This window comes from Christensenella sp. KGMB01412, from assembly GCF_055522415.1.
In genome coordinates this window covers 572,800-589,968 of record NZ_JBVFVW010000001.1, presented here as the reverse complement: position 1 = coordinate 589,968, position 17,169 = coordinate 572,800, and the positions used below count along the sequence as shown (strand labels likewise).

General features: G+C 46.9%; 14 protein-coding genes and 1 tRNA gene. 9 read left to right on the top strand and 6 right to left on the bottom strand.

The window, feature by feature from the left end; genetic code table 11:
- Window positions 1-21: 21 nt before the first annotated feature.
- Window positions 22-1,623, bottom strand: a complete 1,602-nt coding sequence (locus ACS5WU_RS02780) for an ABC-F family ATP-binding cassette domain-containing protein (protein ID WP_046442219.1) — start codon at window positions 1,621-1,623, stop codon at window positions 22-24.
- Window positions 1,624-1,722: 99 nt separating this feature from the next.
- Here ACS5WU_RS02780 and ACS5WU_RS02775 point away from each other — a divergent pair, with 99 nt between their 5' ends.
- The gene (locus ACS5WU_RS02775) at window positions 1,723-2,775 is read left to right on the top strand and encodes an FkbM family methyltransferase (protein WP_302760998.1); all 1,053 of its coding nucleotides are present in this window, start codon (window positions 1,723-1,725) and stop codon (window positions 2,773-2,775) included.
- 65 nt (window positions 2,776-2,840) lie between these two features.
- On the opposite strand, the gene ACS5WU_RS02770 is transcribed toward ACS5WU_RS02775, so the two are convergent.
- From ACS5WU_RS02770 to ACS5WU_RS02760, 3 genes are read right to left on the bottom strand one after another with little or no spacing between them, the layout of a single operon-like run.
- Window positions 2,841-4,007, bottom strand: a complete 1,167-nt coding sequence (locus tag ACS5WU_RS02770) for an ABC transporter permease (RefSeq protein WP_046442216.1) — start codon at window positions 4,005-4,007, stop codon at window positions 2,841-2,843.
- Window positions 3,998-4,678, bottom strand: coding sequence for an ABC transporter ATP-binding protein (locus ACS5WU_RS02765; RefSeq protein ID WP_059108894.1), 681 nt, complete (start codon window positions 4,676-4,678; stop codon window positions 3,998-4,000). Before ACS5WU_RS02765 ends, ACS5WU_RS02770 begins: the two co-directional genes overlap by 10 nt.
- A 14-nt stretch (window positions 4,679-4,692) precedes the next feature.
- Window positions 4,693-6,993 (bottom strand): permuted SH3 domain-containing protein, encoded by a 2,301-nt coding sequence (locus ACS5WU_RS02760; RefSeq protein WP_302761002.1) that lies wholly within the window; start codon window positions 6,991-6,993, stop codon window positions 4,693-4,695.
- Window positions 6,994-7,172: 179 nt separating this feature from the next.
- On the opposite strand from ACS5WU_RS02760, the gene ACS5WU_RS02755 reads away from it, so the two are divergent.
- The 6 genes from ACS5WU_RS02755 to ACS5WU_RS02730 all read left to right on the top strand — a co-directional run bounded on the left by ACS5WU_RS02755 (window position 7,173) and on the right by ACS5WU_RS02730 (window position 12,472).
- Window positions 7,173-7,259: transfer RNA gene (locus tag ACS5WU_RS02755), tRNA-Leu, on the top strand.
- 411 nt (window positions 7,260-7,670) lie between these two features.
- On the top strand, window positions 7,671-8,597 hold the full coding sequence (locus tag ACS5WU_RS02750) for a tetratricopeptide repeat protein (RefSeq protein ID WP_302761004.1): 927 nt from the start codon (window positions 7,671-7,673) through the stop codon (window positions 8,595-8,597).
- Complete coding sequence (locus tag ACS5WU_RS02745; protein WP_302761006.1) at window positions 8,594-9,520, top strand: DUF4037 domain-containing protein; 927 nt, start codon at window positions 8,594-8,596, stop codon at window positions 9,518-9,520. The genes ACS5WU_RS02750 and ACS5WU_RS02745 overlap by 4 nt, the downstream gene beginning before the upstream one ends.
- Window positions 9,521-9,528: 8 nt before the next feature.
- Window positions 9,529-10,146: a DUF4125 family protein gene (locus ACS5WU_RS02740; protein WP_046442209.1), complete on the top strand. Its 618-nt coding sequence runs from the start codon at window positions 9,529-9,531 to the stop codon at window positions 10,144-10,146.
- Window positions 10,146-10,868, top strand: coding sequence for a DUF5131 family protein (locus ACS5WU_RS02735; RefSeq protein WP_302761009.1), 723 nt, complete (start codon window positions 10,146-10,148; stop codon window positions 10,866-10,868). Before ACS5WU_RS02740 ends, ACS5WU_RS02735 begins: the two co-directional genes overlap by 1 nt.
- Window positions 10,869-10,984: 116 nt before the next feature.
- On the top strand, window positions 10,985-12,472 hold the full coding sequence (locus ACS5WU_RS02730) for a hypothetical protein (protein ID WP_046442206.1): 1,488 nt from the start codon (window positions 10,985-10,987) through the stop codon (window positions 12,470-12,472).
- A 149-nt stretch (window positions 12,473-12,621) separates the two neighbouring features.
- On the opposite strand, the gene ACS5WU_RS02725 is transcribed toward ACS5WU_RS02730, so the two are convergent.
- On the bottom strand, window positions 12,622-13,470 hold the full coding sequence (locus tag ACS5WU_RS02725) for a class II fructose-bisphosphate aldolase (RefSeq protein ID WP_046442205.1): 849 nt from the start codon (window positions 13,468-13,470) through the stop codon (window positions 12,622-12,624).
- A gap of 36 nt (window positions 13,471-13,506) precedes the next feature.
- Complete coding sequence (locus tag ACS5WU_RS02720; protein ID WP_046442297.1) at window positions 13,507-14,451, bottom strand: sugar kinase; 945 nt, start codon at window positions 14,449-14,451, stop codon at window positions 13,507-13,509.
- A gap of 417 nt (window positions 14,452-14,868) precedes the next feature.
- On the opposite strand from ACS5WU_RS02720, the gene ACS5WU_RS02715 reads away from it, so the two are divergent.
- Together ACS5WU_RS02715 and ACS5WU_RS02710 are read left to right on the top strand one after the other, a co-directional pair.
- On the top strand, window positions 14,869-15,819 hold the full coding sequence (locus tag ACS5WU_RS02715; protein WP_046442296.1) for a glycosyltransferase family 2 protein: 951 nt from the start codon (window positions 14,869-14,871) through the stop codon (window positions 15,817-15,819).
- Window positions 15,800-17,161, top strand: a complete 1,362-nt coding sequence (locus ACS5WU_RS02710) for an ArnT family glycosyltransferase (protein WP_302762223.1) — start codon at window positions 15,800-15,802, stop codon at window positions 17,159-17,161. Before ACS5WU_RS02715 ends, ACS5WU_RS02710 begins: the two co-directional genes overlap by 20 nt.
- Window positions 17,162-17,169 lie beyond the last annotated feature (8 nt).

Here is a 17,169-nt window from a genome sequence, read left to right as displayed (position 1 = left end):
AACAAGACAGCTTTTTCCATATCAGTAGATATTGCCGCCGCCGTATTGCTCGATAAATTCTTCGTAGGTTCCCTGCTTGTCAAGCAAGCCGTCCGGGGTAAAGCGGATAATGCGGTTTGCAACCGTATCGATAAACTCGTGGTCATGCGATGCAAACAACACCGCGCCCTTAAAATCAACAAGACCGTTATTTACCGCTGTGATCGACTCAAGGTCCAGATGGTTGGTAGGCTGGTCCAGAACAAGGACATTCGAACCAAACATCATCATACGCGAAAGCATGCAACGGACTTTTTCGCCGCCGGAAAGCACGTTTACCTTTTTGAAAACATCCTCGCCGGAGAAAAGCATACGTCCGCAAAAACCACGCAGGTATGTTTCTGTCGTATCCTTTGAATATTGACGAAGCCAATCGAGAATATTCAGGTCGCACTCGTCAAAGAACGACGAATTATCTTTGGGGAAGTAAGACTGGGACGTTGTACCGCCCCATTTAAACGTTCCTTCGTCCGGCTCCATCTCTCCCATCAATATCTGGAAAAGCGTGGTCGCAGCGATTTCAGTATCTCCAAGGAAAGCAATCTTGTCTTCACGGCCCATCACAAAGCTTACATTGCTCAGTACCTTTTCGCCGTCAATCGTTTTGGAAAGGTTTTCAACGGTCAATACTTCCTTTCCGATCTCGCGGTCAGGCGTAAAACCGACAAACGGATACCGGCGCGAAGAGGCGGGCATTTCCTCAAACTCCAGCTTATCCAAAAGCTTTTTACGCGAGGTTGCCTGCCGTGACTTCGATTTGTTTGCGGAAAAGCGCTGGATAAACGCCTGCAATTCCTTTGCCTTTTCTTCATTCTTTTTGTTCTGGTCGCGCATCATCTTCTGTATCAGCTGGCTTGATTCGTACCAGAATTCGTAGTTGCCCACATACATTTTGATTTTGCTGTAATCGATGTCCACCATGTGCGTACATACTGTGTTGAGGAAGTGGCGGTCATGCGATACGATGATGAGGGTTCCTTCATAATCCATCAGGAAATCTTCCAGCCAGTGCACGCTTGCAACATCCAGATGGTTGGTCGGCTCGTCAAGCAGGATTATGTCCGGCTTGCCAAACAGCGCCTGTGCGAGCAATACCTTGATTTTTTCATTGTCCGGCAGGGAAGACATGGTTTGATAAAGGATGTCTTCAGAAAGCCCAAGCCCCTGTATCAGTTTGGATGCGTCGGATTCTGCTTCCCAGCCGTTGAGCTCCGCAAATTCGCCTTCCAGCTCGCCGGCACGAATGCCGTCCTCATCCGAAAAATCCGGTTTTGCATACAGCGCATCCTTTTCTTTTGTGATTTCCGCAAGACGCGGGTTGCCCATCATAATTGTTTCTAATACCGTATACTCATCAAATGCAAAGTGATCCTGCTTCAGTACGGACATACGAGTGTTTTCCTGAATGTGTACGTCTCCTGTGGTTGATTCCAGATCGCCGGACAGGATACGCAGGAAAGTCGATTTGCCCGCACCGTTTGCACCGATGATGCCATAACAGTTTCCGGGCGTGAATTTAAGGTTCACCCCCGAAAAAAGATTTGTTCCGCTAAAATTAAGACTCAAATTCGTTACTGTAATCATTTTTTACTCCATTTACTGTTTTTTACCCAAGTTTGTTCATTATACCATAAAACGGGGATTTGTGGTAAAATAGTCATATTATTTTAACAGGGGAAACGAATGAATCTGAAGGAAACAATTTCTTTATGGAATAAGCTCGAAGATACGGAAAAGCCGATCATGCTTTATGGAATGGGAAACGGCGCGGATAAAATTCTTGATGAGCTGGGACGCCGCAATATTTCAGCCGCAGGGGTGTTTGCAAGCGATGAATTTTGCAGGGGGCAGCAATTTCGCGGATTTCAGGTCGTAAACTATGCGCAGGCAAAGGAGCGGTTTGCGGAGATGGTTGTTCTGGTTGCGTTTGGAACGCAGCTTCCAGAGGTAATATCGCGTGTCAAACGTATTGCAGAAGAGCAGGAATTGTACGTTCCGGATGTGCCGGTGGTCGGCGGACGCGTGTTCGACAGCGATTTTCTGGATGAAAATATAAAACGATTTGAAGAAGCGTACGGGATGCTGGGAGATGATTTTTCACGAAGAACCTTCTGCGATATGGTTGATTACAAAATAAGCGGCAAGCCGGAGTATTTGTTTGATTGTGAATGCAGCGTTGATTCTGTGTACAGTGAGGTTTTGTCCTTAACTGAGCATGAGGCGTATGTGGACGTAGGCGCATACACAGGCGACACCGTAAGGGAATTTATCGGGTATGCAGGGGGATACGATTACATTTATGCGATTGAACCCGACCAAAAAAACTTTGCGAAGCTGCTGAAAAATACGCAGGCGTATGACCGCATAGACTGCTTTCATCTGGCCGCGCATGAAAAGCAGGGGAATCTTGGGTTTTCGCAGCGGGCAGGCCGCAATTCTGCTTGCTGCGGGGATTGCGGCGGGCAGGTAGAGGCAAACAGCCTGGACAGCTTGCTATCCGGGCAAAGGATCACTTATATTAAGCTGGACGTGGAAGGGCAGGAACTAGCGGTTCTAAAGGGAGCAGGTCAAATCATCCGGCAGCAAAAACCAAAGCTTCTTGTTTCCGCGTATCACAGAAACGAGGACCTTTTCGAGATTCCGCAGTTGCTGAAACGGCTGCGGGAGGATTACAGGGTTTATTTGCGTCATTACCCTTATATACCCGCGTGGGACACCAATTATTATTTTGTATGAAATAAAAAGACCGGAAAAATCCGGTCTTTTTATATAGCAGTTTTTATCATTAAAAAGCGATGGCGTTACTCTGTCCTGAGCGCTTCAATCGGGTGCATCTTCGCGGCCTTATTCGCCGGATTGATTCCGAAGATAATGCCAATCGCCATGGAAAACAGAACCGCGAGCAGTGCGACGTCGCCGGACATCACATAAGAAGTGCCGAGCGCCGCAGACAGAATTGCGAGCAGTCCCCACGAAGCGGCAAGGCCAATCAGCCCGCCAATCGTGCTCACAACCAGCGATTCAATCAGGAATTGAAGCAGGATGCGCTTTCTGCCCGCACCAATGGCTTTGCGAATACCAATCTCCCTCGTGCGTTCGGCAACAGACACGAGCATGATGTTCATGATGCCGATTCCGCCGACGAGAAGGGAAATACCTGCGATTCCGCCAAACATGAGCGACATCGTATCGGTGATGGAATCCATTGACTCGAGAATCGAGGATTGATTCATAACGGAAAACGCATCTTCATCCTTGAAACGTTGCATCAGGGCGGTGGTTACATCCGCTTCCGCCTGATCCACAAGCTCGCTGCTGCCCGCGGTGATCGTAAAGGAAGTTACGCCCGACACATAAAACATACGTTGCGCCGTTGTGTAGGGAATGATAATGTTGCTGTTCTCCGAACCGATGATCGACTCTCCCGCGTCCGCAAGCACACCAACGACAAGAAAGCTGCGCCCATCTACAGATATTGTCTCCCCGACAATATCTGTCCTGCCAAACAAGTCGTCCGCAATATCTGTTCCAACGACGGCTACTGCGGAATTGTTATCCACATCCGGCGATTTTATGAATCGACCGTATTGTACGGAGAGGTCGTTGATGTCCGCGTAAGAAGAAGTTGTCCCCACAACAGATGCGGTTGTTGAGGTGTCGCCTGCTTTTAGCGTTGCGCTTTGCGTCAGGGAAGGCGCGGCAAGGGATATGCTGTCATATTCCTCCGGTAGGGCGGCGACGTCGCTTAGTGTCATCGGCTGGTAACGCGTGTTGGTGATGGAAACAGACAATTTATCTGCGCCAAGCGTTTGAAGCGTATCGGTCACCGAGCTTGTGGTACTGCTCACGATTGATACCAGTACCACAACGGCCATAATTCCGATAATGATACCCAGCATCGTGAGGAAAGAGCGCATTTTGCTGGCCCATACGGATGAAAATGCCATGCGGAAGGATTCTAACAACATACGTCATGATCCTCCATTACTTTGCCGTCTAAGATGCGAATGCGCCGCTGCGCCTGCCGTGCGATTGCATCATCATGCGTAATCAGTACGATGGTATTTCCATTTGCATGCAGCTTCGAAAAAAGCTGCAGTATTTCCACACCGGTTTTGTGGTCCAGGTTTCCCGTCGGTTCATCCGCCAGGATGAGGGAAGGAGAAGTAACAAGCGCACGGGCGATTGCAACCCGCTGCTGTTGCCCGCCGGAAAGCTCCGTTGGCTTGTGGTAAATACGTTCTGAAAGGCCCATGCGGTCCAGTGCCTCTATTGCACGCCTTCTGGCCTCTTTTCGTGGTACTCCCTGGTAAAGTAGCGGAAGCTCGACGTTTTCAAGGGCGTTGTTTTTGGTCAACAGGTTAAAGTTCTGGAAAACAAATCCTATCTTAAAGTTGCGAATACGCGTCAGTTCGTCCTCCGTATAGTCGTCGATTGGCTGACCGTCCAGAATATATTCTCCGTCGTCCGCAACGTCAAGACAGCCGATGATGTTCATCAAAGTAGATTTTCCACTGCCTGATGGACCGATGATTGCTACAAATTCACCGTCGTTTATAGTAAGCGATGCCTTATCCAGGGCGTACAGCTCTTCATTTCCTATTGTATATATTTTTGAAACGTCTTTCATTTGAATCATACTGTCGTCTCCTTTCAGTTGCCGGGAGCGCTACCCGGGCCACCACCGTTGCCGCCGCTCGGCGGTTCTCCCATTGCGCTGCCCATATCCGAGCTGCCCCCGGGCATACCGCCGCCCATGCCTCCCTGGAACATGGTATTCACTGAAGATTCGGTGGAGGATGTGTCTGTATAAACGACCTGCTCTCCTTCCGAGAGGCCGGATGTAATTTCGACATTGGTACCGTCGGAAAGTCCCGTTTCTACAGTGCGGCGTTCTCCGAGGAGGCCTTCTTCACTGGTGCCGCCCGCGATGTAAACAAACTGTCCCTCTGCGGATTCCTGCAGTGCGTCAAGAGGAATCAGAAGCACGTTTTCGCTGGTAGCAATCGAAATCGTGGCAGTTGCGTTCATCCCGGCTTTGATTCCGGAAGCTCCCGTATCTGCCAGCGTGATAGTGACGGGGTAAGTAGTAACGCCGGATTGCGCCGTTCCCGCATCTGATATTTTGGTCACAGTACCCTCAAAAACCTGATCTGGAAGAGCATCCAGTACAACGGTTGCCGTCTGGCCATCCTCAATGCTCAGTATATCGAGTTCGTCGATATCGACGGAAAGCGTGTCTGCGGTTCCTGTCGATATCGTAAAGGCTGTTGAGGTGAGGGAATCATCACTGTCACTGGTGGAAGAGGACGTTGCAGCCGATGTTGCGGCAACCGACGAGGAAGAGCCTGAGCTGGAGGCCGACATTCCTGAGCTGCCGGTGTTACCGCCCGGCATAGATCCAGAACCGGATGTTTCCGTGCCAGAAGCAGCAGACGGAGCCTCGACGGAATTTTCTGTCTGGGTACCTTCTGCCGTAGCAGGGAATACCGCGTCAAATGTCAGTGTGTTTCCTTCCGATTCACCGCTGACCACAATATTTTGCACCTGCGCGCCGGAAACGTTTACCTGCGCGTCGTTCTCAAAGTGGTAGCCGGAGGTTGCCGTCAATGTTACGGTTGCCGTATAGGCTGTGCCGGATGAAAACTTTGGCTCAGAAGGCGTCCATGTGATTTTTCCGGTGTAGCCAACGCCCGGCATAATCGTCGTCTGCGGCGTATTTTGCTCAACCGGATTGTTGATAAAGATTTCTACGACGCCACTGATCGGCATTACAGACGTTACCTGTGTATCCGCGAGAAGCATAATACTATCGCTGCTATCTTCTGCTGCAGCCGAAAGAAGCGAAACATCATTCGTTTCATCCTGATCGGTCGAAAGGAGCGACGAGGTTTTCATCGCCTGTGCGCCGGTTGCGGCCGACTGTGAAGATGAACCGGAAGAGGAGGAATCGGTTGAAGTACTGCCGGAAATAGAGACCGCGCTTATGCTGCCGTCAATATCTGCAACAATGCTGTTTGTCGCGGAGTATTTGACCAACAGGCGAAGCAATTCTTCATATTGAACCCGTTCCGCCAGAAGGGATTCATATTCCGCAGATGCGGCGGCTTCCTGCAGCGTGATCAACGTATCGCCACTGCTGACGCTTTCATTCAGGGAAACGTCAACGCTGCTCACCACGCCGCTGCCTCCGAGGATTTCGAGTGGAGTGTTGATTTCAAGCGTTCCGCTGCCAAGTACCGTGCCGTCCTCGGACGAGATGCTGACGGTATCGCCAAGAGAAGGACCGTTATCGGTCAATGTGACCGTGCACGAAGAGCTGGAAAGCACAGAAACGGTTCCGGTTACTGTGCTGCCGTCAGACAGTGTAACTGTTACGCTGTCCCCATAGGAGACACCTTCTGTTGTGGCAGGGGTAAAGGTCGTCTTCATTTTCCCGTCGATTGAGAGCACGAGGAGCGATCCGTTTTGGGTAATGACGTCATAGGTGCTTGTGTTTTCAGATGCGTAAATTTGTTTGACGCGCCCGCTGACGGAAGAGGTAATATATTTCGATTCCGTATCGTCTTTTGTGCTGCTGATTTCAGAGTCGATGGAGGAAAGCTTTTCCTGCGCGCTTAAAACAGCACTTTGCAGGGAGGCTGGTTCAAGCGTTGCTAACGTATCGCCGGCCTTTACAGTGTCTCCGGCCTCAACCAATACAGAATCCACTGTGACACCCGCAGGAATTTTGACGTCGGTTGTAGTGCTTGATTCCAAATTGCCGGAGCCTACAACGGTGGTTTCGATCGTACCTGTAGATACGGTAGCGGTTTTCGTCAAAGCGCCCGCTGCCTGTGTGTTTCCACGCATAAATTGCGGCAGTAAAAAAACGGCAAGCAATACGACTGCTGCCGTAACCGCACTTATAATAATCCATTTTTTCTTTTTTGATTTTTGCCTTTTTTTGTTCATGAGTTCCTCCTGGATATTTGTTTGTCAATCAAAAAATAAATCTGGAGTCAGTGTAAGCCTTACGTGTGAAGTATACATGAACGCAGCGTGAAAGACAGCTTAAGCTTTTACAAAGAGGAGGCATTGTTTCATTGACTTTTTCTGCCGGTTATGCTATCATTTTTGAGTCGGTAATTTGAGCCGAAGTGGTGGAACTGGCAGACGCGCTGGACTCAAAATCCTGTGGTAGTGATACCGTGTGGGTTCGATTCCCACCTTCGGCACCACGTCGCGGCAAGTTCCGCGATTCCAAAGCCCTCGCAAAAGCGAGGGCTTTTTCATGCTCCGCTGCCGCTCCTTTTCCCCACGCGACCGCTTCGCTGGGCTCGCACGGGGCCCCGTTTTTAGCTGCATCTATTTTGTATCAGCGGCACCAAAAAGAAAAGTTCATGCGGCAGCATAGGCTTTTCTTTTTTTCTATCGTACGGGAATCGAACCCACCTTGGGTTCCTGCGATGCAAGCCCGCAAGGGCGCGACGAGCTTTCCCACCTTCGGTACCAATAGAAACATCCATCTGAAGATGGATGTTTTTCTTTTGTCAAATGCAATATGATTATTTCCTGAAAAAAGCAAGATTGTGATTTACGCATCGTGGAAGGCCTAGTATAATGGAAAGAAAAACGCGAGGTGCAGTACAGTGCTAAAAGATTTTTATAAGGAGCTCGACGAGCTCTATGTGCAGGGCGATCAGGAAAAGGTAGAACGCTTTTTGCTTCAAAATGCAAGCGCCACCTGTCCATGCTGCGGCAAATTCAATGAGACTTATCTTGCCTGCATGAGTGAGCTTGGGGCTTTTTATCGCGGAGCAAGTAAATATGAAGCGTCGATTGAAGCGTTTATGGCGGCTGAAAATATGATCATCACATATCTGGGAGAAAACACGCCGGAGTATGCCACAAATACAAATAATATGGCTGGCACTTACCGGCTCAAAGGCGACTATGAAAAGGCACTGAAGCTTTTTATGAAGGCAAAAACCATCTATGAGGGTACGATTGGAAAACAGAATTACGAGTATGCAAGCGTTCTGAATAACGTTTCATTGCTGTTCCAGTCCACAAAAGAATACGATAAAGCAATCGACTATTTACAGCAGGCGATTGAAGCGATGAAAGAGATTCCGGACGCCGTGGAAGAACTTGCCACAGGTTATTCCAACCTTGCGACACTGCTGCTGCAAAAGGGCGAACCGGATGAAGCGCGTTCTGCCATTGATGAATCGCTGCGTTTGATGCCCGAAGACAGTTTCCACTATCCGGCTGTGCTCAATACGATAGCGGCCCTTGAATACAGCGCAGGAAATTATAACGAGGCATTGAAATACTATCTGCAAACACTGGAGAAGGTGCAGGCGTTTTTCCAGAAAAATGTGGAATACGCCATTACCTGCGAAAATATCAAAAAGGTTTATGAAACGATTGGCGAATATGAAAAAGCGATGCCGTATATGCGCGAAGCGCATGACGTATATCTAAAGATATATGGAGAAGGACATGAGGTTGTACGACGTGCTGCTGAAGAGATGAACGCGCTTGGAAAAAAGACGGGGCAGAAAGAAAAATGAAGGGGCTTGAGCTTGCACAGAAGTATTATGAGACATATGGCGCAGAGATGATCCGCCAAAAATTTTCTGCATATGAAAACCGGATTGCCTGCGGACTCGTGGGAGAGGGTTCGGAGTGCTTCGGTTTTGATGACGAATATTCGCGGGATCACGATTGGGGGCCTTCTTTTTGTATGTGGCTCACGGATGAAGATTACGAGGAGACAGGCCTTGCGCTGGAGCGGGAATACCGTGCGCTCCCACAGTGCTTTGGGGGATTCGCAGGCAGGGTTGAAGAAAAATACGCAGAACATCGAATCGGTGCGCTGCGTACTTCTGTATTCTATTTTAACTATACGGGGTTAAAGAAGGCGCCGGAAACGATTGCAGAATGGCGAAGGATACCCGAGGAATTTTTAGCGGTTGCGACAAACGGACGTATTTTCAGGGATGACCTTGGGGAGTTTTCAAAACGCAGGGAGCTTTTACTTGATTATTATCCTGAGGATATCAGGCTGAAAAAAATTGCGGCGCGCGCCGCGGTGATGGCACAGTCAGGGCAGTATAATTATGCGCGCTGTATAAAACGCGGGGAAGCGGTTGCCGCGCAATGCGCGCTTTCAGAATTTATCAAAGCAGCATGTTCCATGGTCTATTTGCTGAATAAAAAATATGTTCCATACTATAAATGGGCCCATCGGGGGATGAGGGAGTTATCCATACTGAATTGCGTGTACGGCCTATTGTCAGAGTTGTGCGAAGAAGGGAAAAGCGCAACACAAAAAACAAATATTGTTGAGAATATATGCCGGGATGTCGCGGAAGAACTCCGAAAGCAGGGGCTATCGGACAGCAATGACGACTTTTTACTTGCGCAGGGGGAAAGCGTGCTTTGCCGAATTAAAGACGATATGCTCAGCAAGCTGCATATCATGGCGGAATAGGAGATACAATGGAGAAAAAAGCAGTGATCGAAAAAATTATTTCGATTGAATGGACTATGTTTGACGCGGTTGAGAATATTTCAGGAAGGGCTTCCTGTCAGGATGATTACGATACCTTCCGCATTATGCGGAAAAGCCAACTGGAAGCGTGGAATGCCGAAACACTGGAAAGTTACCTGAACGATCTTAAAACCGCGCAGGAAAACGGCAGGAATCTTCTGAGTGAAAAATACGCGTTTATGATGGAATATACGTCTCCTGATGAATTTGAACAAATCAGGGATCGGCTTCCAGACATAACGGAGGATAAAAAGAGATTGATTGAAGCGATCGTACCTGAGCATGTAAAGTGGCTGGAACAGCTCGCGCCGGAATATCCCATGCTCGTAGGCGGGGGCAGGCCCATCCACTCCAGTGAGGACGAAAAATATGATACCTCGTTCGAGACATACCTGCGCGGAGAGCTTTCTACTTACTCCATCGAGACGCTCAAAAAGTACCGGCGGTTTCAGGAACACCTGTTAGAGCAGGGAAAGAACATGAATCTGGATATTTTGAAAAATATGGCGAGGGAATATGGCTACGCTTCACTGGAACAGGCGGAAGAGCGAATGAGCAGGAATTGATGAAAGCGTGGAATCCGTGGCATGGATGCCATAAAATAAGTCCGGGATGTAAAAATTGCTATATGCACCGCAGGGATGAATCCATAGGGAAAGATCCCGATACTGTATATCGTACGACAATGTTTGACCTGCCCCTGAAAAAGAAAAGGGACGGCAATTTTCGTTTGCAGCAAAAGGGCGATGTATTCACCTGCGGCACTTCGGATTTTTTTCTGGAGGAGGCCGATGAATGGAGAACGGAAGCCTGGAGCATGATCAGGCAGAGACAGGATTTGAGCTTTTTGATCATTACTAAGCGCATTCACAGGTTTTATGAAAAGCTCCCGCCTGATTGGGGCGAGGGCTATCCTAACGTAAAAATAGGTTGTACTGTAGAGAATCAGGAACAGGCAAATTACCGTATTCCCATTTTTCTAAAAACGCCAATCCGTCACAAGATTATTATCTGCGAACCGATCCTGGAAAGAATAGATTTGACGCCGTTTTTGAGCGGGCAAATTGAGATGGTGGTTGCGGGAGGCGAATCCGGTTATTATGCGAGGATCTGTGAATTTGACTGGATTTTGGAGATAGAACGTGAATGCAGAAAGCGCAATATATCCTTTTGGTTTAAGCAGACGGGCACGCATTTCAAAAAAGACGGAAAAAGGTATGTCATTCGCAAACGGTTTCAGCACTCACAGGCGCGCAAGGCGGGAATCAATTACTCTGCAACAAAATAGTTTTGTTCCACTTAAATTATGATTAAAATATTCACGAAATGTTTATAATTAAAATTAGAGTTTATTCATAAAGATTATCAAAACTCAAAAGATATCATTTGAAAAGAGGAATAGGGATGCCAAAACAGTCTGTTACGCCGCTTGCATATTTAATGGATATGCTTTATATCCAGGGGACACAACTTGCAAAAATGGTACATGTTGACAGGACGATCATCAGCCGTTGGAAAAACGGACGTGCTGAATTGAACATGAAATCGGCATATTTTGAGGATGTTGTGGAGGCAATTCTTGATATCAATGAGGAGCAGGGAATCCAAACGCTGGAACGTTTTTTTTCATCAATCAACCATTCAAAGGTGGAAGAACGCGAGACACTGAAAAAGGGAGTATCGGCATGGCTTGTTTCCAAAGATTTTAAGAAAAAGTATGTCGAGGAAGACAACGGAAATTGTCTTTATAGCGCGGCCTATAAAATATATAAAGGGCCGTCCGGAAAGAAAGACGCGCTTCAGCATATTTTAAGTATCGCAAATTCTCTTCCGCCGGGTGATATCCTGTGGGGCTATGATGCCGATTCACACATTTTTTATACGAAATCCAAAGAGGCGCCTATGTCTCAGCGGCAGTTTATTAACGCTGCAAAGCGGGGCGACGAGATTATTACAATGTTGTATATGAACCGGCCTGCCGAGCAAATTGAAAATATGTTCGAGTATTGGCTGCCGGTTTTTCTGTCGCCGAAGTCTCAGGCATATTACACGTATGATACGGATATTCCTTTTTACGAATATGTTTATGGAATTAAGGGAAAATATGTTATGATCGGCGCAAATCATGATAATGTGAGAGCTAATTTATATAGCGCGGTTTATGACGATCCAATGACAGTAACGCAGTTTGACCATTTTTTGGAACAGCATCTCCAAAAATTCGAACCGCTGATGAGCCATATGCAGGATAAAGACCTGTGTGAAGATTTTAAAAAAGATGAAATAGCGGAATATCTTAAAAAAGACATGAACCAGTATGTTATTGTGGATTCTTCGCCATTTTTGACTTACAGTAAGGAAACGATTGAACAGGTTATTTTCAACTACGAGCTAAACTCGTCGGAAGAACGTAAAATCATGCGGTTTTACAAAAATTGTATGGCCAGCAATAAGCGTTTTTTAACAGAAAAAAGTATGACGCGCGTCATATTCAGTATGGACCATATTCAGGAACTGATCACAACCGATACGGTTGACGCGCCTGTATTCGCTTCTCTTCTTGGAAGACCGATACGGATTGACAGCAAATGTATCGCGCGGGACTTAAGGGCGTTTTTTCTTGCAGTCAAAGAAAATCCTAACGTGGAGATCGCGGTGCGCCCGTTTGGGAATACTTCCTTTATACCAAATCTGAATCTATGGACAAAGGAAAATACGGTTGCTTATTTCTATCCGTCGGACGACGCGAGCGTACGTGTGATGACAAATGAATTTTCCAGTGTCAATGCGTTCTATTCTATGGTGGATAAATATTGGAACCAGCTGCCGTACGAATGTAAGCAGAGAGACTGGGTATACGATCAGGTCAAACGGCTGGTAGAAAAAGTATAGTGCGTGCAATGTTATGTTTAAAAACCTGCTGCATTTGTCCGTGGGGCTCATAAGCTGCATGACAAAAATTAGTTGCAGTCGGTAGAAGATTAACAAAAAATAAAAAGCTGCGAATTTGTTCGCAGCTTTTTTGTAATCAACAAGGGGGTTCATGCTTTGCCGTCGCATCCGCAAACGAGGATACGGGCCTTCACAGCTTCCACCACATATTCGCGGCCGACCTTGCCGTACTTTTTGGGATCAAATACATCAGGCGTATCCCTGATAACCTGCTTTACGCCATTGCTGTAGGCAATGCGAAGCTCGGTAGCGAAGTTTACCTTGCAGATGCCGGCCTTCACGCATTCGATGATATCCTTGTCAAGCAAACCGGACGCGCCGTGCAGGACGAGCGGAATATCTACTACTTTTTCAATCGCCTTCAGGCGATCTACATCAAGGACGGGCGTTCCGGAGTAAATTCCATGCGCTGTTCCGATTGCCACGGCAAGGGAAGCGATGCCTGTGCGCTCTGCAAATTCCTTTGCCTCCATTGGATCCGTATATCCGCCGCTTCCGCCGTCAAGATCGTCTTCTTTTCCACCGACTTTGCCAAGCTCTGCTTCCACGGGGATATTTTTGAGCTTTGCCTGTTCGACAACGCTTTTGGTAAGCGCAATATTTTCTTCAAAGCCTTCGTGGGAACCGTCAATCATGACGGAAGTATAGCCCGCTTCAAGCGCACCTACGGCAAGATCGTAGCTGTCTCCGTGATCCAGATGAATTACAACCGGCACAGCGGCTTTTGCCGCAAGCGTAGCGACGATAGCGCGATACATATCAAGGCTTGCATAGCGTACGGTTGAGGGAGTAGTCTGCAAAATAACGGGAGCATGCAGCTCCTCGGCGGCAGCAACGATTGCCTGGCCCATTTCCATATTTTCAACATTAAACGCGCCTACGGCGTAACCGTTTTTTTGGGCGTCGAGCATTAATTCCTTTGATGTTACCAGTGGCATATTGTTCCTCTTTCCCGAAATAATGTATTCCGTAACTTAATTTGTCGTTGGGTTGGACTGGATCATATCGCGTACGGTCTCGATGGAGATATTTCCCTCCATAGGACCAAATGCGCTTGTATTAAGCGCCGCAGCAGCGGAAGCAACCTTTGCGCACTCAAGCAACGGCTTTCCTTCGAGCAGCGAGCATATAAATCCAGCGTCAAATGAATCTCCGGCGCCGGTCGGATCAACCGGCGAGATTTTATAAACGCCGAAATCAAATGGCGCTTCATCGCGTGAATATACGGTGCAGCCGCGTGATCCGCGTTTTAATGCAAGAATTTCCAGTTTTTCGTTTTCAAACATTTTTTTGACTGCCAGATCAAGATCTTGCTCCTGAGCTATAATCTGGAGCTCTTCTTCGCCGGGGAACAGGACAGAACAGTTATCTATGATCGGCTTAAGCACCGCGGAAGCTGCCCGGCTGCGCAGCATTTCAGGACGGATATTTGGATCAAGCGATAATTTTGCCCCGTTTTTCAGGAAAAGATCTACAGTTTTCAGCACCTCTTTGGTAAAATTCTCGTCATAGCTCACAGCGGTTCCCATCAAATGGAAATACTTTGGAGCCCCGCCCGGGATAGCCGAAGGCGCTTTCGTTTTTATAACGGGAGACAAATGATAAATAAACTGGCGTCCTCCGTCGCTGAAATTCGTGTTGAAGGCAACGGCGGTTGCCAATTCATCATCAACTCCAATCAGGTCGCAATTCACGTCGTGTGAACGCAATCTGTCTATAATGCACCTTCCAAAATCATCAGGGCCGACTTTGCTGATAATGCCGGTCGAGTGCCCAAGCCTTGCCGCCGTATCAATAAAGATTGCAGGCGCGCCGCTGGGATAAGGGCCCAAAAATTCAGCGGGATCATAAAAGTTCTGGTCAATTTCAGGACGCATGATCTCTACGAGAACCTCGCCCATTGTCCAAATTTCAGCCATTTGTAGTGTTCCTCCGTAAAATTTTTTTATTATTTGCAGAAAATAGTAATCTTCCGCAATCATAGATACATTTCAGATACAAGTGTATCATATAATACATTATGACAAAATAAAATGTCATAAACAATACAATTTAACAATAAATAAAATTGCGAAAAAAGTCAATGTTTGATGGAAAATTAGAGATTGTGAAAACAAATGTTAAATTTTTCTTAAAAAGGGGAGAGCAACCATATTTTTTGGGGGAAATGCAGTAAAATTAAATTGATCATATGCCGGGTATGTGATATCGTTAAACGCGTGTGAAAAATAGCTGTTTTACAAAAAATGGTTGGTTTTATCTTATGGACATCAGAAATTTTTACAAGGAAGGGCGGAGAGCTTCTTAAGTTGCATGAAACAAAAAAGCCTTATTATATGAAGAAATTATCGATTATTATACCAATTTATTTTAATGAAGAAAATCTGGACGCCATGTATGCGGAACTGAAAGAAAAAGTACTGGATCAACTGGCGCAGCGGGATTACGAGTATGAAATTATCATGGTGGACGACGGCTCTGGAGACGGATCTTATACCCTGATGGAAAAATTTGCCAGAGATAATCCACATATTATACTTGTTAAGTTATCCCGTAACTTTGGGGAGCACGCGGCGCTTCTGGCGGGGCTTAATGTGTGCAGCGGTGATTGTGCCGTCAAAAAGTCGGCAGATGCACAGGAGCCTGCGGAGCTGATTCTGGCAATGCTTGAAAAATACGGGGAAGGCGACGACGTTGTGCTTGCGGTAAGGCAGGACAGGAACGAGCCTGCTCTGCAGAAATTTTTATCGAAACGGTATGCCTGCATGATGCGCAAGGTTGCCCTGCATAATATGCCGGACGGAGGCTTTGACAGCTTTCTCATTGACCGGAAGGTGATCGATGTCCTTGTGTCTATGGACGAACTCAATACCTCGCTCATGGGCCAAATTTTGTGGAGTGGTTTTAAGACAGGGCAGGTTCCATATACACGGCTTGAACGGACGGCAGGCAAATCAATGTGGAGTTTTTCCAAAAAAACAAAACTTGCGGTGGATTCTTTGCTGGGCTTTTCTTCCTTTCCGATCAAGTTGGTTTGGATTACAGGAAGCATCTCATTCGCCGTATCGCTTGTGTGGCTTGTATGCTATCTGGTTTACAATGCGGTAACCGCCCAGCAGCCGGGGCAGTTTGCCATTATCATGCTTGTGCTCTTTTTATTGTTTGGAATTCTGATGATTACAGCCGGAATTCTCGGAGGTTACATTTGGCGCGCTTTTGAAGCGGCGAGAAAACGGCCTGTATTTATCATAGAAAAGGTTCGGAAAAATGACGAAAATAAAGACTGATAAAAGGTCGGTATGGGAGTTTGTGAAGCAGGAGCACATCCTGCTGATTCTTGTAATATTTATTTGTTATTATATATGGAGCCTTTTGTTGCCGCCGAATGTTGCGCCGGATGAAGGAATGCGGTATCAAATCCCCGCTTTTATTTATCAAAACGGTTACTTGCCCCATGGGGCAGATCCGGCGGTCAGAGATCCGCTGTGGGGAATATCGTATGGCTTTGCGCCGTATCTTGCGCAGATCATTGGCGCGGGTTTTATGAAGATTACGAGCGCTTTTACGATAGATGGATTTGCGCTTCTAATGGCGGCCAGAATGGTAAATGTATTAAGCGCGACAACTACGGTTTGGTTTGCGATTAAGATTTCGCAAAGAATATTCCGCGGCGTACACCGCTGGGTATTTGTAATACTGATTGCCGCGCTGCCGCAATTTATTTTTCTTGGGAGCTATGTGAATAACGATTGCTTCGCTATTTTTGCAAGCTCGATCATTTTTTATGCGTGGATTATTGGGCTGCAGGAAAACTGGCCGGTAAAAAGCTGTGTGATGCTTGGTATTGGAATGGGCCTGTGCGCGATGTCTTACTATAATGCCTACGCATGGCTTCTTACGAGTGTTATTTTGTTTTTCTTTTCAGCGCTCATCATCGACAGGGAGCATTGGCGGAACCGGAAATTTCGTATTAAAATATACGTGATTGCGGGCATCTTTGTTGCGATTGCCGCGTGGTGGTTTATCCGCAGTTATATTATTTACGACGGTGATTTTCTGGGGCTGAATATAACAGAACATTATAAAGAGCTGTATGCGGTCGACGATCTCAAGCCATCCAACGTACAGACGGTTCAACAACAGGGAATTTCTGTTCCTAGTATGCTGATCAGCATGAAATGGCTTCTGTTGACCTTTTGCAGCGCAATCGGCTGTTTTGGATCGATGGATATGTGGATTCCATATTGGATTTACGTTGTTTATGGAATTATTTTCGTTTTGGGATTTATTGGAATGCTCATGCGCTTCGTTGCGTTTGTCAGGAGTAAAGGAGAAAGAGATAAAGCTAAGAAATGGCTGCTTGGTATTTGTATGCTGCTGACAATGGCAATACCGGTTGCGCTGAGCATATACTATTCTTACACAAGCGATTTTCAGCCGCAGGGCAGATATGTCCTGTCTATGCTGCTACCATTTATGGCGTTCGTAACACTTGGACTGAAAACATTGAGCGAAAAAATAATACGAAAACAAAAAGCGCAAAGAAATGCAGCGGTTTGTTTTTGTGTGGGAATGATACTGATTACAGCATATGTGTTTGTTGGGACATACCTGCCTGCATATATATGATCAAAAGG